This is a genomic window from Ruminococcus albus AD2013 (genome assembly GCF_000526775.1).
In the GTDB taxonomy this organism is placed as follows: Bacteria; Bacillota; Clostridia; order Oscillospirales; family Ruminococcaceae; genus Hominimerdicola; species Hominimerdicola alba_A.
Genome location: NZ_JAGS01000001.1, coordinates 147,786 through 166,494, shown reverse-complemented (window position 1 = coordinate 166,494; position 18,709 = coordinate 147,786). Strand labels below are relative to the sequence as shown.

19 protein-coding genes are annotated in these 18,709 nt (G+C 46.2%); 6 read left to right on the top strand and 13 right to left on the bottom strand.

Translation table 11 applies throughout. The annotated features are described in order from the left end of the window. Positions 1 to 29: 29 nt before the first annotated feature. The 13 genes from N773_RS19475 to N773_RS0100770 all read right to left on the bottom strand — a co-directional run bounded on the left by N773_RS19475 (position 30) and on the right by N773_RS0100770 (position 11,054). Entirely contained in the window at positions 30 to 443 is a 414-nt protein-coding gene (locus N773_RS19475) for an SMI1/KNR4 family protein (protein ID WP_347495388.1), read from the bottom strand. A gap of 123 nt (positions 444 to 566) precedes the next feature. Further along, on the bottom strand, positions 567 to 1,415 hold the full coding sequence (locus tag N773_RS0100825; RefSeq protein WP_024855988.1) for a patatin-like phospholipase family protein: 849 nt from the start codon (positions 1,413 to 1,415) through the stop codon (positions 567 to 569). 3 nt (positions 1,416 to 1,418) lie between these two features. Beyond that, entirely contained in the window at positions 1,419 to 1,949 is a 531-nt protein-coding gene (locus N773_RS0100820; RefSeq protein WP_024855987.1) for a hypothetical protein, read from the bottom strand. A gap of 15 nt (positions 1,950 to 1,964) precedes the next feature. After that, complete coding sequence (locus N773_RS0100815) at positions 1,965 to 2,561, bottom strand: hypothetical protein (protein WP_024855986.1); 597 nt, start codon at positions 2,559 to 2,561, stop codon at positions 1,965 to 1,967. Then, positions 2,542 to 3,303 (bottom strand): MotA/TolQ/ExbB proton channel family protein, encoded by a 762-nt coding sequence (locus N773_RS0100810; RefSeq protein ID WP_024855985.1) that lies wholly within the window; start codon positions 3,301 to 3,303, stop codon positions 2,542 to 2,544. The genes N773_RS0100815 and N773_RS0100810 overlap by 20 nt, the downstream gene beginning before the upstream one ends. Before the next feature lie 203 nt (positions 3,304 to 3,506). Next, a complete protein-coding gene (locus tag N773_RS0100805) occupies positions 3,507 to 5,186 on the bottom strand; it encodes an AMP-binding protein (RefSeq protein WP_024855984.1) in 1,680 nt (559 codons plus the stop codon). A gap of 22 nt (positions 5,187 to 5,208) precedes the next feature. Then, positions 5,209 to 5,853 carry an HAD family hydrolase gene (locus N773_RS0100800; protein WP_024855983.1) on the bottom strand — a complete coding sequence of 215 codons (645 nt, stop codon included), beginning with the start codon at positions 5,851 to 5,853 and terminating at the stop codon, positions 5,209 to 5,211. Between the two features lie 773 nt (positions 5,854 to 6,626). After that, entirely contained in the window at positions 6,627 to 6,872 is a 246-nt protein-coding gene (locus tag N773_RS0100795; protein WP_024855982.1) for a hypothetical protein, read from the bottom strand. Positions 6,873 to 7,103: 231 nt separating this feature from the next. Next, positions 7,104 to 7,973: a tRNA lysidine(34) synthetase gene (locus N773_RS0100790; RefSeq protein WP_024855981.1), complete on the bottom strand. Its 870-nt coding sequence runs from the start codon at positions 7,971 to 7,973 to the stop codon at positions 7,104 to 7,106. Between the two features lie 42 nt (positions 7,974 to 8,015). Beyond that, positions 8,016 to 8,354, bottom strand: a complete 339-nt coding sequence (locus N773_RS19470) for a hypothetical protein (protein ID WP_037286842.1) — start codon at positions 8,352 to 8,354, stop codon at positions 8,016 to 8,018. An 83-nt stretch (positions 8,355 to 8,437) separates the two neighbouring features. After that, complete coding sequence (locus N773_RS0100780) at positions 8,438 to 8,923, bottom strand: COG2426 family protein (RefSeq protein ID WP_024855980.1); 486 nt, start codon at positions 8,921 to 8,923, stop codon at positions 8,438 to 8,440. Further along, the gene (locus tag N773_RS0100775; protein WP_024855979.1) at positions 8,923 to 9,777 is read right to left on the bottom strand and encodes a tetratricopeptide repeat protein; all 855 of its coding nucleotides are present in this window, start codon (positions 9,775 to 9,777) and stop codon (positions 8,923 to 8,925) included. The genes N773_RS0100780 and N773_RS0100775 overlap by 1 nt, the downstream gene beginning before the upstream one ends. Positions 9,778 to 9,800: 23 nt before the next feature. After that, positions 9,801 to 11,054 carry a hypothetical protein gene (locus tag N773_RS0100770; protein ID WP_024855978.1) on the bottom strand — a complete coding sequence of 418 codons (1,254 nt, stop codon included), beginning with the start codon at positions 11,052 to 11,054 and terminating at the stop codon, positions 9,801 to 9,803. 300 nt (positions 11,055 to 11,354) lie between these two features. Between N773_RS0100770 and N773_RS0100765 the strand changes: the two genes are divergently transcribed. The 6 genes from N773_RS0100765 to N773_RS0100740 all read left to right on the top strand — a co-directional run bounded on the left by N773_RS0100765 (position 11,355) and on the right by N773_RS0100740 (position 18,091). After that, complete coding sequence (locus tag N773_RS0100765; RefSeq protein WP_024855977.1) at positions 11,355 to 12,482, top strand: NAD(P) transhydrogenase subunit alpha; 1,128 nt, start codon at positions 11,355 to 11,357, stop codon at positions 12,480 to 12,482. Positions 12,483 to 12,541: 59 nt separating this feature from the next. Then, complete coding sequence (locus tag N773_RS0100760; protein ID WP_024855976.1) at positions 12,542 to 12,850, top strand: NAD(P) transhydrogenase subunit alpha; 309 nt, start codon at positions 12,542 to 12,544, stop codon at positions 12,848 to 12,850. Further along, positions 12,847 to 14,277: an NAD(P)(+) transhydrogenase (Re/Si-specific) subunit beta gene (locus tag N773_RS0100755; RefSeq protein ID WP_024855975.1), complete on the top strand. Its 1,431-nt coding sequence runs from the start codon at positions 12,847 to 12,849 to the stop codon at positions 14,275 to 14,277. Before N773_RS0100760 ends, N773_RS0100755 begins: the two co-directional genes overlap by 4 nt. 107 nt (positions 14,278 to 14,384) lie before the next feature. Then, positions 14,385 to 15,866 (top strand): spore germination protein, encoded by a 1,482-nt coding sequence (locus tag N773_RS0100750; RefSeq protein ID WP_024855974.1) that lies wholly within the window; start codon positions 14,385 to 14,387, stop codon positions 15,864 to 15,866. 28 nt (positions 15,867 to 15,894) lie between these two features. Then, positions 15,895 to 16,962, top strand: a complete 1,068-nt coding sequence (locus N773_RS0100745) for a GerAB/ArcD/ProY family transporter (RefSeq protein ID WP_024855973.1) — start codon at positions 15,895 to 15,897, stop codon at positions 16,960 to 16,962. 1 nt (position 16,963) lies between these two features. Continuing rightward, positions 16,964 to 18,091, top strand: coding sequence for a Ger(x)C family spore germination C-terminal domain-containing protein (locus N773_RS0100740; RefSeq protein ID WP_024855972.1), 1,128 nt, complete (start codon positions 16,964 to 16,966; stop codon positions 18,089 to 18,091). The last annotated feature ends 618 nt before the right edge of the window (positions 18,092 to 18,709 follow it).

Here is an 18,709-nt window from a genome sequence, read left to right as displayed (position 1 = left end):
TATGCTGTCCTGTTTTTGGGACAGAATCTCTATTCGTAGTAAAATTCGTCTTCGCTGATAAGCCCGCGGATAAATTCCTCAAAGGTATCGGCAAGGGGAACTATCCTCATGTCGTTTTCCTGTTCGACATAGACCACCTTTGGTTCACCGTCTGTTCCACATTCGCGGTAATCGAGAAAGACCATCTCATGCCCCGCGGAGGGCGTATCGCATATGGCTACGCCTATTGCTGGATATTCCCAATCATCTATCCAGAATTCCGTACCCGTTTCACCGCATACGGAGTTATCCCTTTTTCTGTCAACGCCGTAGATACCCTCTATGGAGATGTGGTCTTTCGACCATGAGGTGGGGATAGCCGTGCGGAAAGCAGTATTTTTGGGCATACCGCCGTTGTGCTGTTTAATAAGGTATTTATATGAATCGGGCAGTTTATAGTTCATCTTCCACAGACTTTATATACTCCTCCGTCGGAGTCTCGCCCACATATTCATCGAGGGCATATTGGCTGTCATGCCAGAAATCGGAAAAATCAAAGTTTTCAAACATTGTATTGCTCTTTATTGTCACTTCTCAAGATAAGCTTTCAGCTTGTCCATCGCCCACAGAGCGTGCTTATAGCCGTGTTCGTAGAGCTTTTTCAGCTTATCGGCATTGCCCTCGATACGTTCAACGCCGAAGGTGGTCTTGGGCGTGAATACGAATATCTTGCCCTGTTTTGAGAGTTCCATTATCTCATCGACGCACTTGTTATAACGCTCCGCCCTTGTGGTCAAAGCTTTGGCAAATGCGGGATATTTTGCAAATCTCAATGCGCAGAGTTTTGTCATACTGTCGGAATGTTTGCGGTAATCTCTCGGGCGGGTGAGTATCACTATGTTCTTATCACAGCCCATCTCCATCGCCTTTTTATAGGGTATGGAGTCGGCAACTCCTCCGTCAAGATACCTTTTGCCGTCTATCTCTATCTCGGGGAAAAGCATGGGCATGGCACAGCTTGCGCGAAGCTTATACCATTTTCTGTCCTTTTCGTCCACCCGCAGATATTCTGCCTTACCCGTTTCAACATTGGTCGCCACGGCGTAGAATTCCCCCTTGTATCTGCCGAGGGCTTCATAATCATAAGACAGAAGCTTGTTTGGGATAGTATCATAGTCATAATCGAGATTATAGTAGCTTTTGTTGCGTGGGTCGATGAGGTGCTTTACACCCATATACTCGGAGGTGGGCATATATTCTGTCGCCAGCCTGTAATTTCTGCCATGCTGACGCGAAGCATAGCTCACGCCGAAAGCCGAGCCTGCCGATACGCCGAATATCTTATCAGCCATTATATCATTTTCCAGCAGTGCGTCCAGTATGCCGCAGGAGTATATCGTCCTGCTTGCACCGCCTTCAAGAGTAAGTCCCAGCATATATTACTGAGCCGCGGATTCTGTCTCGGATTCCGTACCGGTCGCATTCTCTATGGTATACTCTCTGCCCATTTCAGTAAGTGCATTGGTAAGATCTTCCATAGTATTCTGGGTAGCATTGTCATCCTCGATGAGAGCAACAACTTCCTTGTTCATCTTTTCCATTGAGAATGTGTCTTTAATGTCTTCAAGACTTACTTCACTGCCCTTGTAGAGGTATGTGCTGCCTGATACCTTGATGTTGTCATATACCTTTTTCACCTCAGCCTCAGAGCTTTCGTCTTCCTCTGCAGATACCACAACAGCTCTGTCGGGAGTACCGCTGCCGTCTTCGGTCTCCTTGCCCTTTCCGCCGAAACCAAATCCGCTTCCGTCAAACAGACCCAGCAGCTTCGCCAGCAGCAGTGCCAGTATCACGATAAGTATCAGCACAATGATAGTTGCAGCACGACCGCTTTTCTTCTTTTTCTGATTTTTCTTTTGCTTTTCAGCGTCTTCTCTGTACATCTTCTCAACCTCTTTCTCTATGCTCATAGTTTTATCCTCCTGTTATCTTGCAGTATTTATAAAGGTGCAGTAGAAATTCTTGTAGCTTTTACCAAGCCTGTTCACTGCATCACTTATCTCCGAAACATCGCGAAAAAGTGCGCGGCTTCCGTCGTATACAAAGGCGCACAGCACCACATCATCACTGACGATACCTGCTTTTGTCATCGCCTGACTTATCGCCGAATAAACATCGTTCTCCGAAGTCACAGCAGTTCTTGCAAGCTCGGTATCGCCGTTTGTGACGATAAGCTCACCCCCGGGTGAATACTTCAAATTTATGGTCAGCATCAGCCCTTTGCCGAAATTTTCCAGCGCCCGCTGATTAGCGGCGGCGTCCCTGTTGAGATTATCAGCCCTATCCTGCGCTTTTTTGATCTCGCTGTCAGCCTGTTTTCTCATATTTTCCAGCTTTTCTTCGGCTTCTTCCCTGACCTGTACCACCTCGGCTTCTGCTTGTGCGATACGGCTGTCAGCGTCCTCGCGGACTTTTGTACTTCCTTCCTGCACGTTTATCATCATCCAGAAAAGCATGATGAATATAACGTCAAGAAGCGCGGTCAGTTCGATGATGATGCCTTTATTTTTCCTCATCTTCATCACCCTCGGACATTCCGAAAAGCTCATTCAGCAGAGCTACGCCCTTTTTTGACGACCCGCTTTTCTGCGTTTCTTCCTTATACTCGGGGATATCCTCATCGTCATCTGTGATACCGAAAAGACTGCCCATCATTTTCAGGCTCTTCTTCGGTGAAACAGTGCTTTTATACTCCTCCATCACCGCGGGCTTTTCCTTTATGGTGCTGACTTTTCTCGGTGTCGGTGCAGGATCGGGCTCAACGTCCTCCTGCCTGTTGCGGAAATTTCTTGTAAGATAAAGTTCAACGCTCTTTTCGTTGTCCTCTATCTTAGCGGAAACTATGCCGTCAAGGAACTTGAATATTATAGCGAACACCAGACCCCAGAATGTGGAAGTCAGTGCGCCGTAGAAATTGCCCGTAACATTGGTGCTGTCCGAAACAAGACTCAGCAGGGAAATTACCGTGCCGAGTATTCCCAGCAGAGGGAATATTCCCGTAAGGTTCACGAACAGCGAATACAGCTTGCCCGTGTGGTTCCTCATCGCCACTATATCCTGCTCTCTAATTCCCGATATGTCCTTGTCAGCTTCTCGCCGTGATGCTCCGCCATCCGGAACGAAGACCGTCAAGTGCATTTTTTTGTACAGTTTATCAGCCGAATGCTTCAGACGGCGATATACCACTGCTGTAAAAAAAGCCGCAAAAAATATAAGTATATCATAACCCAAAAGGTTCATGAATATTACCGAAATGAGTTTCATAATGTGTCCCTCTTTATGTATTCTTTGTGCGGAACACCCCGCACACTATACATTATATAATAACACATTTATCAACAAAATGCAAGAACTTTTTCAATATTTTCATGTCATTTTACACAAATCAATTTTACAATGTCTGTAACAGCAAATGACGGATATACAAAAACGGACAGCGTCAAAAAACGCTGTCCGTGTAGTATTTATCAGTTATTATGAGCTTCCTCATACTTTCTGTGGTCGTTGTCCCTTATCTCAACACGGCGTATCTTACCGCTGTCGGTCTTGGGAAGTTCATCAACAAATTCGATGATACGGGGGTACTTGTATGGCGCAGTGGACTTCTTTACATAAGTCTGCAATTCTTTTACAAGTTCGGGAGAACCAGTATAACCCTTTGCAAGCACGATAGTCGCTTTAACGACCTTGCCGCGTATCTCGTCATCGGCGGCAGTAACAGCAACTTCCATTACTGAGGGATGTTCCATAAGTATGCTCTCTATCTCGAAAGGTCCTATACGGTAGCCTGATGCCTTTATAAGGTCGTCGGTTCTTCCAACATACCAGAAATATCCGTCCTCGTCGCGGTAAGCAGTATCACCTGTATGGTAGATGCCGCCGCGCCATGCGTTGTCGGTAAGTTCGGGATTGTTGTAATACTCCTTGAAGAGTGCGGGATGCTTTCCTCTTTCAGCCCTTATGATTATCTCGCCTGTTTCACCAACATCACAGCTGGTGCCGTCCTTGCGGATGATATCAACATCGTAAAGAGGCGAGGGCTTGCCCATGGAACCGGGTTTGGGCTTCATTCCGTAGAAATTCGCAACGATAACAACGCTCTCGGTCTGTCCGAAGCCTTCCATCAGTTCCAGACCAGTGTACTCCTTCCAGCGGTTGAATACCTCTGCATTAAGTGCCTCACCTGCGATACAGCTGTACTTTATGCCCGAAAGGTCGTAATTGCCCAGACCTTCCTTTATAAAGAACCTGTACATAGTGGGCGGAGCGCAGAATGAAGTTATATTGTAGTCCTGCAAAACTTTCAGCATCTTGTCGGGGTGGAATCTGTCCATATCATATATGAATTCTTCAGCTCCGCATATCAGCTGACCGAACATCTTGCCCCATGCGCATTTTGCCCAGCCCGACTCGGAAACTGTCAGGTGAATGGAAGTTTCATCAACATGGTGCCAGTACTTTGCAGTGGTTATTGAACCTGCCGCATAAGCGTTAGCATGGATAGCCATCTTTGGCTGACCTGTTGTTCCTGAGCTGAAATATGCCAGCATATAGTCGTTTTTGGACATTTCCTGCTTTTCAAGAGTGTCGGGATATTTGGACAATTCCGCCATAAAATCTGTCCAGCCATCTTTCTGTCCGCGGCAGATGAATTTCTCCTTTATGCCATCGTACTTTTTGCAGGCTGTATCTATACGATCCGCAACTTCATCAAAATAAGTAGCGCAGACGTACTTCACACCCGCCGCATTGAAACGGTATACATAGTCCTTGGGCATCAGCTGAGAAGTCGCAGGGATAAGTATGCATCCTATCTTTATAAGACCGTAAGCCAGTATCCAGAACTCGTAATGTCTTTTCAGCACTGCCAGCAGCATATCGCCCTTTTTAACGCCGTGAGCCAGCATCATATTGGCGCACTGGTTTGACAGTCTGCTCATCTCTGCATAGGTGAATTCCCTCTCACCGCCGTGGTCGTTTACCCAGTGAAGCATCTTTTTATCGGGATAGCGCCTTGCAAGTTCGTCGATAACGTCATAACCAAAGTTGAAATCATCTTTCAGATTCAGCTCGAACTTTTTAAGCGTGCCTTTCTCGTCAACCTCTACATTGACGAACTGTTTATAAAAATCGTTCATCTCGGACATAAATTTGCCTCCATTTTTCTATTCAGTATTTCAGTATATCTTTTGGTGTGCGGACTATATGGTCTGCTCCCGCTGTTATCAGTTCTTCCTCGGTACGGAATCCCCACGTACAGCCGATACATTCTATACCCGCATTGTGGGCTGTAGCCACATCTACATTTGAATCCCCCGAATGTATACATTCATCGGGTTCAAAGCCAAGTTCTTCCATTATCTGATACATTATATCAGGTGAGGGCTTGGTTGGTACTCCCTCGCGCTTGCCGTGTATGGTGTCGAAAATATCCTTTCCGAAGAGCGATTCAACCACATTGACAGTACAGTCATCAGGCTTGTTTGAAGCCACAGCCAGCTTACAGCCACGCCCTTTCAGTTCAGCAAGTAATTCTTTTATGCCATCATAGGGCTTGGTCTTGCACAGCATCCTCTCGGCATATACCTTAGAATACTCTGCGTGAACAGCCTGTATCACCTCGGGGGTGCGCCTATCTTCCGGGAGGACGCGCTCTATCAGTTTCACTGCGCCGTTGCCGACGAAGTACTTGTATTTTTCGGTATCATGAGTGGGAAAACCATGTCTCTCCAGCACGATATTTACCGAATCTGCCAGATCGCAAAGCGAATCCGCCAGCGTGCCGTCAAGATCGAATATATAAAGCTTTTTCATACGATAAACCTGCCAATATCCTTCAAATAATACATCTATCCAAAATTCTTACAAACATACGAATTTTATACATTAATCGAATTTTTATACATCTGTCAAAATTCCATAGCCTATTATACTATCCTCGCATGAAAATTTTGTGTTTGATATGTTACCATTTAATTAACTTATATGACCGATTGCAATATCAAAAAAGCAGTATTATATTAATATGTATCCAAATAAATCCATTCAGCTTGAATTTTATCCTCTTTGAACAGAAATCTAATAGTAATGTGAAAAATTGTGATGATATTCTAATAAAAGTCTTGCGAAATGAAAACAAGGTCTTCCAGTTTGACAACAAGCGGTTAAAATCCAGCTTTATCCCTTGCAATACCTCGGGATACGTGCTATACTGTCGGTGAAAGGAAACGAAGCGGATAACAGCGGCTGACATCGGACCGATCACCCGATGCAAAATGATCCTGCGTCTGTTGCTCCGCAGACATAACCTTTAGATGTACTTACGGTATACGGCATAAAGTACCGTAAGCCAACACTACGCGCGGCGCAGCCGATACCACTGCCGCCGCAGCCCATCAAGAAAAGAGGTGATTGCACTATGACTTCGCGGCAGCCCGAAGGCTGCAAAAACGCTGGCGCAATAAGCAGCTTGCGCACGGCATATTCATTAAATAATGTAAGTATAAACGCTTGCACACTCAAAAAACTATGCAATAAAAAAACGGGAGGTCGTTGTATGTGACCTCCCGTTTTTCGTTATTTTCTTATCAGAATAGTCTTACCCTGCCGTATTTCAGCAGATCCTTGTAAGGAAAAGGCATTGATATGGACCTTTCCAGACAGGCTTCTATCAGAAGTGCCGAAGAGAGCCTTTTTCCCTGTGCAACCTCCATAGATATATAATTCCTGATCTCAGCTATCTCATTCTCATGTTCTTTGCACCAGTCGTTTACTACATAATACTGGGGCGAGTGTCTGGTTTTATCTTTTTTCTTTTTTCCAAAAAACAACACAATCACCACTCCCTTTAATTATACATATTACATGATTCAATCAAGGTTCTTCCATCTACTTTTAATCATTATATCACATTAAACTTGAGATGTAAAGAGAAATTTATTTTTAAAGCTAATTATTCTTTAGATTTGTTGAAATTCATCAGATAATTAAGACGATTTTACCTGAATTTGATCAAAAAAATTAAGTCCGAAAGCAACTTAAACTTTCGGACTTATCCATATCTTTTATTCATCGCTTCCCGCGATAGTTCCGCGGACGCTTCTTCCTTTGTCGTAATCATCAAGGAAATGGTGGTACTCATCACCAATGTGATAACTGATTATGGTCTGAAGATTGACATTTTCAACGCTTCTGAAAATGTTCTTATCTATAGCAGGGCTGACCTGACGGAGTTTTTTCAGCAGTTCCTTGACTTCCTGCCGCTTGGAATTACTGCTGCCGTCCTCGTATACTTCCCTTTCCTCGGTGAAGCGGCAGGCGCACTGTATAAATGAAAGACCGTTATACTTGCACCAGTTTATGATATCCTCTTCGCGCACCATATATAAAGGGCGTATCAGCTGCATACCCTCGAAATTCTCGCTGTGTATCTTGGGCATCATGGTCTGTACCTGTGAACCGTAGAGCATACCCATAACTATCGTTTCGATAACGTCATCGAAATGATGTCCCAGTGCTATCTTATTACAACCCAGTTCCTGAGCGTTTTTATAAAGGTATCCGCGACGCATCCTGGCACAGAGGTAGCAGGGGTTCTGCTTAACGTTCACCACAGAATCGAATATCTTCGTTTCAAATATCTTTATAGGTATCTCCAGCTTTGCAGCATTGTCGATTATCTTCTGCCTGTTTGCGGGAGCATACCCAGGGTCCATGACGATATACTCAACATCGAAAGGCACCTTTGAATACCTTTGCAGGCGCTTCATACAGACTGCCATCATCATAGAATCCTTGCCGCCGGAGATACAGACAGCTATCTTGTCGCCCTCCTGTATCAGCTGATAATCCTTTATACCTTTGAGAAATCTCGACCATATGCCCTGCCTGAATTTTTTCACCAGCGAAAGCTCGATGTCATTTGGAATCTCCATAAATACTACCCCTTTATATTTTCATCATATCACACGCATTATTTAGCTGATAGGCTCGTATCCCAGCCCTTTCAGATACTCGTCCAGCAGGCTGAACCACTTATCGAGGGCTTTCTTTTCGTCACCCTCGGCTTTCAGCACACATTCAAAGCAGTCCTGACAGGTATTATCTCCGTAGTACCACTCAATGAAATCCGTGAAACCGTAGGGTATTATGATATTCTTAGTGCCGTTGAAAAGTCTGTCGGCTGTTACCATGCCGTCCATATATGTACGCAGGAAAGTTATGCATTCGCACCCAAGGAACTGTTCGGGCTTGGCTTTCAGCATCCTGTAAAATTTTCTTGCTTCGGGAGAGATGTCCCTGTCTTTGTATACCATTTCTTCCACCCTCTGATCTTTTATTTTTGTAGGAACGTCATTTTACCATCTTGTTACGCAATTTTTCATGTATTTCGACCCTGCTATTTTGTGATAAACATATTGAAGCCCATAACAGTCAGCAGTGTTATGATAGCAGCCGCCAGCAGAACGCCACAAATTACAGCGATAACGCTCTTCTTGAAATCAAGGTCCAGCATACTTGCCGCAAGTGTACCGGTCCATGCACCCGTACCCGGGAGAGGTATTCCCACGAAAAGCAGCAGTGCCCAGAACATTCCCTTGTCGCCTGCCTTTGCTTTCAGCTTTTCACCGCCGTGATGTCCCTTCTCAAGACACCATGTGAAGAACTTGCCGATAACAGGCTTATCCTTGCCCCATTCCAGTATCTTTCTCGCGAAAAAGAATATGAAAGGTACAGGCAGCATATTGCCTATCATGGAAATAATTACCGCCTGCTGCCATGGCACCTCGCACTTCATCACGCCGAAAGGTATCGCGCCCCTCAGCTCGACAATAGGAACCATTGAAATGAGAAATGTTATAAAATGACCGTATTTAGTAAGCATTATGTAGTCTCCTTAAAAGTATCATCAGCCGTGTGACGCTTGCCGTAAGCTTCCTCGACTTCAATCATCAGCTCTTTCAGGCGCACTGCCTGTGCTCTTGTCTCCACAAGTTCAGCCGCCGCAAAGCACATATCCTTGGCAGAAGCCCTGTCACCGCTTTGCAGATAGACTTTTCCCAGCCCTATGCAGCACTCGCACTGCAGGCCCTCATCATTCTGCCGCATAGCCGACTGAAAAAGCCTGTAAGCATTTTCCGTCCTGCCATTCAGCAGGCAGAGCATACCAAGTGTATGAAGTATGAACCCGCTGTGCTTTCCCATCACCGCACGGTCAAAGTAATGCCGCGCCTTGCGGTATATGTCATTGGCCAGCTCGGTATTTCCCTCAAGTACGGCGGAATACAGGCAGATGTTGAAGTACTCCTCCTGTTCTTTGCTGCTGAGTTCAGCAAAATCCAGTTCTTTCAGCATCGCACGACAATCAGCAAAACGTCCGCCTTCCAAGTACATCGAAGCCATAAAAAGCTTTCCGCTGCCGCTGTTTGTTGCATGGGAAAATTCAGCCAGCTTTCTGAAATATTCGTCATCATACCCCTTGGTCAGCCTATGCTTTGCCAGCTCATCAAGTTCGATATGCTTCATAACATCTATCCACGCTGAAACAGTCCCAAACAGGCAGAAAAGTGAAACCATCACAATAACCCATATGTTGAAGCACTCCATCAGCGAGATACCCATGCCATTTATCAGCCATACCGCTACCATAATTATATAACCGCAGACCATCGCATATGAAGCGCTGTGCAGAAGATTTACAACAAGACTGTTTACCTTGCTTATTTTCATAAGCTTCATACCGATGACCTCCTGTCCGAAAATTATCCCAGTTTAGCTATTATATCAAAATATCCGCCCAGAGCGGTGGCAAGCCTGTTATCATTGGTTATATCAAAGAATACAGCCTCTCCGCCCTCTTTTATATTGTTTTTCTCCAGCCAGTCAGCTATCTCATCCTCATTTTCAGCAGGGATAGCATCGTAGTATATCTGTGTGAAGATGTGTCTGCGCCTTGAAGCGTCATAAACCTGCGTAGAATGGTCGCATACCACGGAATATGTGTGTTCCTCCAGGAACTTCTTCACACGCTTTTTTGCGTCCTTATCGAGGTCGCTGTAAGTCTTCTTATCCGCAAAAAAACCATCATCGTCCAGATCTTTCAGCGCTTTCCATGCGTCCTCGAAACGCTTTTCCTTTATCATCTGTGCAACGCTCTCGCGAAGTTCGGGACTGTTGTCGAAAGTCGCGTTCTCGTCCTCGATAGTTCCCCTTGCCGTAACGATATTGTTCACGTAGGTCTGGGGCATATTTTCGTCCTTGACCTCATCAAGGGAAGTCAGCGCCGTGTAATCGAAAATGAAATCCTCGTCGATATTGAAAAGCACCTTGCCGTCATTGTCGGGAAGTGTACATTTTAATGACCAGTTATTTTTCAAAAGGGGCATCATATCAATAGTTTTCGTGAGCCACGAATAGCAGTCTTCTTCGTTTTCAATGCGGAACTTAGCATTGACCGAATCGCCCTTGCTGAAATTCAGAAGAAAATACTCATCGTAAAAAAGCATCTCCTTGATGCCCGCACAAACATAGCTGCGGGTATACTGTCCATGCTCGGAATAAGTGTTTTGCAGCCAGTTTTTATTGTTCATATCGGTCTCCGCCCAGTGCGTCCACACCATATCCGCAAAAACTGTCTGCATTATTTTGCTGAGCTGTGCCGATTTTCTGTGGCGGTCAAAAAACTTATAGTAAGCGCTTGACGGTTCAAGAAGATCGCATAAAGTGTTGATATCGCCCGCTTTCACCGCATCAAGAAAAGCGTCCGTCTGCTCACTTATCTGTTCAAGCTGGGCCGAATAGTCGACCTCCTTACCAACGCCCTGAAGCTGCTTGCCTAGTTCGTCGGGGTCGGGCTCATCGGGAACATTTATGTCCGTTTTATCGGACTTTTTATTTGTTGCGGAAGTGCTGATCTTCGTCTTGCCCTCACCGACACTTTTATCACTGCAGCCGCCCATCGAGATACACATCGCAGCGGCAAGCATCAAACATATAGACCTATGCTTCAAACTCATTTTCTATCCTCCGTTTATCTGTTGCCAAAGGCATACACATATACTTTAACAGTATATCACACTCCCGCATATTTTACAATAGCCGCACATTATTTTTGTGAATTTAGCCAAAACCGCATTCCAAAATACACATTATTAATACCTTGTTTTTCATCACGAAAAACAGCGCAGTATAACTTGATACTCTTCCGTCTGACTCACACAATTTATTAAAAAAATTTTCCGCACCATAATCTTTACATTTCGGGGGAAATATGGTATATTGAAAATAGTTTTTTATTTATTGAAAGGAGTTTTATCATGAAGAAAATACTAGTCTGCCGAGAGACAGACCCGAGAGAGACGCGTGTAGCGCTGATCCCCGATGACATCAAGCGGCTCATATCGATGGGCTACGAAGTAAAAGTGACCCGCGGAGCGGGAGAAAAAAGCGGCTTCAATGACGAGGCATATGAGAAAGCAGGCGCTGTTCTTGTATCCTCAAACGAAGCAGGATACGAGGGCAGCGAAATTATTTTGAGGATAATGAAGCCCGAAAGCATACAGGGCGTACCCTCCGGTGCTCTCCACCTCAGTTACCTCGATCCCTTCAATGAGAAGGAACTCCTTAACGAATTCGCAAAATCAGGCGTACAGGCAGTTTCTCTGGAAATGATCCCCAGAACTACCCTCGCCCAGAAAATGGATGTACAGTCCTCACAGACCTCCCTTGCAGGTTATACAGCTGTAGTTAACGCAGCTGCTAAACTGCCTAAGATACTGCCTATGATGGTAACACCTTCAGGTACTATCCAGCCCGCAAGAGTGTTCATCATCGGTGTCGGCGTTGCAGGTCTTCAGGCTATCGCAACAGCTAAGCGTCTCGGTGCTAGAGTTGACGCTTTCGATACTCGTCCCGTTGTTGAAGAACAGGTAAAATCCCTGGGAGCATCTTTCGTAAAGATAGACCTGGGTGAAATGGGACAGACCGATCAGGGCTACGCTAAGGAACTTACCCCCGAGCAGATAGCTAAACAGCAGGAAGCTCAGGCTAAGGTATGCGAAAGAAGCGATATCGTTATAACTACCGCTAAGGTATTCGGTAGAAAGGCTCCCCGCCTTATCGGCAAGGACGTTCTTGACCGTATGAAGAAGGGCGCTGTGGTCGTGGATATGGCTGTTTCAACAGGCGGTAACGTTGAAGGCTCAAAGCTCTTCGAGGACGTTGTTACCGAAAACGGCGTTACCATCATGTGCGGCGATATGCTGGAAAGACAGGTGCCCTATGATGCATCAAAGATGCTCTCGGGTAACTTCTATGCGTTCCTGACTCACTTCTATGATAAGGAGAGCAAGGAGCTCGTAGTTAACCTCGAAGATGAGATAATGCGCGGCTGCCTGCTCACACAGGGCGGACAGATAATCCACGAGCGCTTCAAGAATAACTAAGTCTTAAAGCAAATGAATCGGAAAATGTTTTCTTTAAATTGATCAGGAGGTAAAGTAAAATGGCGACAGGCGAAATTCTTTTGCTGGTATTCGTGTTCGTTATCGCAGGATTTCTGGGCGTAGAGCTTATCTCGAAAGTTCCCTCGCAGCTGCATACACCCCTTATGTCGGGTACAAACGCGATTTCCGGTATCACGATAGTCGGTGCGATTTCTGCTACAGCAGTTGCACTTCAGACAGATGGTATGCTCAGCAATATCTGCGGATTCGCAGCGATAGTTCTGGCAACTATAAACGTTATCGGCGGCTATCTGGTAACAGACAGAATGCTTGGTATGTTCAAGAAAAAAGGGGAGGATAAGAAGTGAATTTTGAAAATATCCGCACCGTCTGCACGACAGTGCTTTATATGGTATCCTCTGTACTGTTTATAAGAGGCATCAAGCTTCTGGGTAAGGCAGACACAGCACGTAAGGGCAACCTTATGTCTTCTGTAGGTATGCTTATAGCAGTAGTTACCGTGCTTTTCGAGAAACAGGTAACAGATACGCTCACAAACGGACCTGCAAGCAACGCTTATATCTGGGGCGTTGCGGCAATAGCACTGGGAAGCATCATCGGTGCTGTATGGGCTAAGAAAGTTGAAATGACAGGTATGCCTCAGCTGGTAGCTCTGTTCAACGGCTTCGGCGGTCTTTCAAGCTTACTGGTGGCACTTACACAGTACATGACCGACGAGAATATAAACACATTCTCTTCCATCGCACTGGGACTTACAGTAGCTATAGGTGCGATAGCATTCACAGGCTCCATAGTTGCATGGGGCAAGCTGAGCGGCAAGATGTTCAAGAAGAACGTAACTATCCCTGCCAAGAACGCTATAAACGGTCTGCTGGCAGCAGTCGGACTTGTGGGCGTTGTTATTTACGCTCTGAGCATCGCAGAAGTTCTTGATGCAAGTGTTGGTACAATCGGTATCATCATCGTAACAGCAGCTTACCTGATCCTGGGCTTCACAATGGTCGTAGCAATCGGCGGCGGCGATATGCCTGTTATCATCTCACTGCTGAACGCTTTCTCGGGACTTGCAGCTGCATTCGCAGGTCTGTCCATCTCGAACAGTGTGCTGGTAGTTTCCGGTTGTCTGGTAGGTACATCCGGACTTATCCTGACCCTCATCATGTGCAAGGCTATGAACAGAACTCTGTACGCACTGCTTTTCAGCAGCTTCGGCGCTGCCAAGAAGGGTGCGGCAGGCGAGCAGAAAGAGCCCAAGTCAATGTCTGTTGAGGACGCTTATCTTATCCTTGAGGCTGCAAGCAGTGTAGTATTCATTCCCGGTTACGGTATGGCAGTTGCACAGGCACAGCACGCAGTTAAGGAACTCTGCGACAAGCTTGAAGCAAACGGTGCAGAAGTAAACTTTGCTATCCACCCCGTTGCAGGACGTATGCCGGGTCATATGAACGTACTTCTCGCCGAGGCAAACGTACCTTACGAGCAGCTGAAGACCGCTGACGAGATGAATCCCCAGATGTCCAACACTGACGTTGCCATCGTTATCGGTGCTAACGACGTTGTTAACCCCTCCGCTATAAATGACGAGAGCTCTCCTCTTTACGGAATGCCCATCATCAACGCATTCGAGGCAAGAACAGTTTTCGTTCTCAAGCGTGGTAAGGGCACAGGCTTCTCGGGTGTTGAGAACCCTCTGTTCACCAACGACAACACTGTTATGATCTACGGTGATGCTAAGAATACTGTAGCTCAGCTGGTCAGTGAGTTTGAGGAATGAAATATAGAAGTACATTTTTGAGGACAGTTCGCTGTCCTCTTTTTTGTGCCATGAATAATTTTCACAAAACGTGGGATACTTCATATATGAGAGAGGTGTTCCGCAATATGAACGAACCATACTTCATTAACATGAAATCCGAACTGCTGCGTTCAGACCTTAAAACCAATCTTGATACAGCTCGTTCCGCCCTTGGTGAAACTGCTGACTTCAACATTATCAACATAGCCATCGGCAGCACCGACTGTGCAGTGCTTTCCATCGAGGGCATGGCATCGACACAGCTTATGGCAGAACTTGTTTTTGAGCCGCTCACCGGCTTTTCAAACAAAGAGCCTACCGCCGGCGATATGATCGAAATGCTTGAAAAACACAGCCTTATGTCCACAGACAGACAAATCGTCACCGATTTCGGAACGCTGTTTGAGCTGTTATTTTCGGGATTTGCCGCGATACTTATTGACGGCATACCCCGCGCAGTCTGCCTTGGGATACAGGGTTTTGAAAAGCGCCCAGTATCTATCCCCGAAACTGAGCAGACCATCAGCGGTTCACGTGACAGCTTCACCGAGACCCTGCGCACAAATATTTCCCTCGTCCGCCGAAGGCTGAAAACTCCCGCGCTGCGTTTTGAGATACTGAAAGTCGGGAAACTCTCCGTTACCGATGTCTGCATCGCTCACATCGAAGGCAGAGCCGACGCCGATTCTCTACAAACCATAAGGCAAAAGTTGCAGTCCATAGAATTGGACACTATTCTCAATGCAGGATATCTCATGCCTTTTGTTGACAAGACTTACAGCCGTTCTGTCTTTTCGGCGGTGACAGTAACCGAGCGCCCAGACAACGCCTGTGCCGCATTGAACGAAGGTAAAATCCTGGTCATCATCGACGGCACTCCAGGGTGTATGCTTTTGCCCACTGTCTTTGCAGATAACTTCCGCACAATGGACGACTACTGTGAAAAGCCTTTTTATGCCGCATTTTCACGGTGGATAAAATACATCTCATTCCTGCTTGCGGTACTTCTGCCCGGACTTTACACTGCCCTAGTCATGTTCCACCCCGAGGTATTCCCACTTAAATTACTGCTGAACCTTGCCGCTGCCGAGGTCGCCACACCATATCCTCCTGTTGTTGAAATGCTCCTGCTGATGGTGCTTTTCGAGATAATGCGCGAGGCGGGTGTACGTCTGCCACGGTCAGTTGGCGGAGCTGTGTCCATCGTAGGCGGACTGATAATCGGTGACGCGGCAGTAAAAAGCGGAATGGTCTCACAGCCATTGCTTATCGTAGTCGGCATGACCGCCACAGCCTCATTTGTACTACCCTCTCTTTATCCCGCGATAACCGTCCTGCGGCTTATTTTCATTATCGCAGGCGGTTTCGGCGGACTTTACGGCATCGCCGTCGCATTGACACTTCTTATATTCAATATCGCCGCCGTTGATCAATACGGAACGGCATTCACTTCGCCGCTGCTTCCTATGCGACCTCACGGACTCACCGATATTTTTTCGCGTGCGGGATTTCCCCAGCTTGCGAAACGTCACACTACTGTCACGAACGATACGGCAGACGAGCAATAATAAATCTGTACAATGAAACGGACAATTTATGACTAAACAAAAAATATCCCCTGCCGCGCTGATATGCCTGCTTCTGTGCGCCAGAAGCTTCACCACCATGACCCACTTTCCCGTCGGCATAGCAGACGGTCTGACCTATATGACAGGCGCAGTGATATCAACGGTATTGCAGGCATTTTTCCTGATACCTGCCGCAAAGCTCGCCGCACGCATTCGCAAAGACCCATGTGCCATCGCTTTCCGGCGCAGCAAAGTCCTCGGCAAAACATATGCGATCGGTTTTCTGCTGTACTTTATATATGCGGCCTTCCGCGTCCTTGGTGATATCGCCTGTTTCACCGACTATTTCTTCAATGTCAACATGACAAGAGTAATGACCGTGCTATGTGTCGCACTCACTGCGATATATGCCGCAAGAACCGGCATTTCCGTTATCAGCAGAACAGCTCGTATCACCTTTGCGGGAGTCATCATCATGCTTGTCATCATAGCCGCAGGCGCTGCCGATGATATGGATATCACCCGATTCAACTACGCCGTCAACGACTTTCCCGCCGAGCTAACAAAGGCTGTATACGCTGAATTTTCACGCTGCGAATGTCTGGTAATGTTCTGCTTTCTTGCGTCAGATACAGAGGGCGGTCCGGAAAAGACAGCTAGGTACTACCTCATTGCAAAAGGTGTCATGGTGACGCTGATCGCTGGCATAGTGACTTCAGCTCTCGGAAATTTTGCATCGCTTGAAAAACTTCCTGTATTCACCCTTGCAGCCTACTCCGAAAACATCATTACCGAACGCAGTGACGCAGTTTTTCTGCTGATATGGGTAATGACAGGCATCGTCAAGCTGACTACCCTGCTTTACTGTTCCGCCTGCTGTCTCCGTATTCTCCGACCCGCATCAACTGAACTCGGCAGTGTTCTTCTGGCTGGATTTCTTCCCGCAGCAGCAGCACTCCCCCTGCTTCTCGGCTACGGCTGGGATAAAGTCATCTACTCGCCGCGTCCTGCCGCCCCGATAATCATTCTTGGGCTGATACTTCCCGCATATCTGCTTTGCATCAAACATGAACCTGCCCCCGAAAGAGAGGTCTGACATGAAAAAGCACTATAAACATTCCGCCCGAACCGTTTACCTACTCGTCACCGCCGTCATGTGCTGTATCCTGCTTTCAGCCCGCGGGAGAAGCATCAGCATCGACAGGCGCGGTATAGTCCACGCAATGGGAATAGATACCTGTGAGAAGGGATACCGCGTATCTATCCAGATATTCCAGCCCGCGGGATCAGGCTCCGATACTGCGGTAGATGTTACTGGCGCAAACGTGGCAGTTGCCGTCAGCGAGGGCAAAACTGTCAGCGAAGCCCTTTCCGCCGCAGGCAGTTCAACAGGAAAAGAGTTATTTTTTGGACACTTACAACTGATATGTCTGGGCAGTGATATCAGACTCGATGACCCACGGGAGCTTTTTGCCTTTGCCCTGGGCGGCAGGAATATCAGTCCCTCAGCCGATATCTGCATGGCTCAGGGCAAGGCGGAGGAGCTGATGCAGCTGAAACTCACCGAGGACGAAACTTCTGCCGAAGCTCTTTCGAGCCTTATCAAAACCTCTGCCGAATACTCACGTACCATCGGCTGTGACCTTAGATCTTTGTTTTCGGACGAAGGCAGTATCGCCATGCCTGTGCTTGAAGTCATAAGTGAGAGCGATACCGACAGCAGTTCTGCCGACAGTCCGACTATATCACAAAGTGTCAAAGTCGCAGGGACAGCCGTCATCACGCATGAGGGCAAAAGCATACTGCCCGAGGACGCGACCCTTTTCGCGGCACTGCTTTCGGGCAAGGCTGAAAAAGGCAGTATAGTTACTATCCTTGATGACATAAGCATCACATCCGAACTTGACAACTGCCGCCGCAAGCGAACCATCACCGCCGAAAACGGCAGGCTGATGCTCACAACCAATATCATTGTATCCGCCCGTCCCGACCATGAGCTTGATACCGACCAGAGCAATAAACTCAGCACAGCAGTTTCCAATACACTCGTATCTGACTGCACTTACCTGCAAACCGGAATGCTCCGGAACGGGACAGATATCTTCGGCACATCGCTTCTGATAAAACAACGTTTTCCCAAACTGTGGCTGAAATACCAAAACACCCCTGAAATATTGCTTTCCGCAGTAGATGTTATTGTGAATATCACTGTAAAAGTCGTATGATGTCACAAAAGATAAATTTGTGATTTTTGAAATTATTCCATATTCTATCACACAGTTTTCACATCGCAAGGTTATTATATTAACATCAGCAGAGAATGCTTCATATTTTTTCTTCATATATTTTTTCTAAACTTCCTTAAAAACGACGTCCCGCATGGCAATGTGCGGGACGTCGTTTTTGCGTTGTAATTCAGTTACCCGATTTTTTCAGCAGAGCAAATCCCGTATGATTTATATTAAAATTTTAAACCTATACAATTTCAGAATATTCGCACACATATAATTCAGTATATTAACAATTTTAACACCACCGTCCAGCTTCACATCCGTGTACATTTTAATGTTAACAAAACTTTAAATTCATATACTCCGCATCACATCTTAACCCAAAATTATCTGTCAAAATGCGTTTTTCATCAACGGGTGACATTTTTTTCACTCAGCCATCACATTAAGTGCTAAAATGAAAGATATGTGATAGATACATACATATTCTTTCAAGCTATTTTCATTTCGGTTTAAATTAGTTTTTAAGTTAGTGAAATATACTTTAAGCATAGAAAACAAACAGCGGCACAGACCGCAAGATAATAAAATCAATGACAAAGGAGTATGTCT

Excerpts from the sequence above, each read along its gene's own strand:
- N773_RS0100770 (WP_024855978.1), bottom strand. The coding sequence starts at position 11,054 with ATGAGTTTGAAGCATAGGTCTATATGTTTGATGCTTGCCGCTGCGATG.
- N773_RS0100800 (WP_024855983.1), bottom strand. The coding sequence starts at position 5,853 with ATGAAAAAGCTTTATATATTCGATCTTGACGGCACGCTGGCGGATTCG.
- N773_RS0100820 (WP_024855987.1), bottom strand. The coding sequence starts at position 1,949 with ATGAGCATAGAGAAAGAGGTTGAGAAGATGTACAGAGAAGACGCTGAA.
- N773_RS0100805 (WP_024855984.1), bottom strand. The coding sequence starts at position 5,186 with ATGTCCGAGATGAACGATTTTTATAAACAGTTCGTCAATGTAGAGGTT.
- N773_RS19475 (WP_347495388.1), bottom strand. The coding sequence starts at position 443 with ATGAACTATAAACTGCCCGATTCATATAAATACCTTATTAAACAGCAC.
- N773_RS0100790 (WP_024855981.1), bottom strand. The coding sequence starts at position 7,973 with ATGGAGATTCCAAATGACATCGAGCTTTCGCTGGTGAAAAAATTCAGG.
- N773_RS0100775 (WP_024855979.1), bottom strand. The coding sequence starts at position 9,777 with ATGAAGCTTATGAAAATAAGCAAGGTAAACAGTCTTGTTGTAAATCTT.
- N773_RS0100825 (WP_024855988.1), bottom strand. The coding sequence starts at position 1,415 with ATGCTGGGACTTACTCTTGAAGGCGGTGCAAGCAGGACGATATACTCC.
- N773_RS0100750 (WP_024855974.1), top strand. The coding sequence starts at position 14,385 with ATGAACGAACCATACTTCATTAACATGAAATCCGAACTGCTGCGTTCA.
- N773_RS0100760 (WP_024855976.1), top strand. The coding sequence starts at position 12,542 with ATGGCGACAGGCGAAATTCTTTTGCTGGTATTCGTGTTCGTTATCGCA.
- N773_RS0100745 (WP_024855973.1), top strand. The coding sequence starts at position 15,895 with ATGACTAAACAAAAAATATCCCCTGCCGCGCTGATATGCCTGCTTCTG.
- N773_RS0100780 (WP_024855980.1), bottom strand. The coding sequence starts at position 8,923 with ATGCTTACTAAATACGGTCATTTTATAACATTTCTCATTTCAATGGTT.
- N773_RS0100815 (WP_024855986.1), bottom strand. The coding sequence starts at position 2,561 with ATGAAGATGAGGAAAAATAAAGGCATCATCATCGAACTGACCGCGCTT.
- N773_RS0100765 (WP_024855977.1), top strand. The coding sequence starts at position 11,355 with ATGAAGAAAATACTAGTCTGCCGAGAGACAGACCCGAGAGAGACGCGT.
- N773_RS19470 (WP_037286842.1), bottom strand. The coding sequence starts at position 8,354 with ATGGTATACAAAGACAGGGACATCTCTCCCGAAGCAAGAAAATTTTAC.
- N773_RS0100810 (WP_024855985.1), bottom strand. The coding sequence starts at position 3,303 with ATGAAACTCATTTCGGTAATATTCATGAACCTTTTGGGTTATGATATA.
- N773_RS0100740 (WP_024855972.1), top strand. The coding sequence starts at position 16,964 with ATGAAAAAGCACTATAAACATTCCGCCCGAACCGTTTACCTACTCGTC.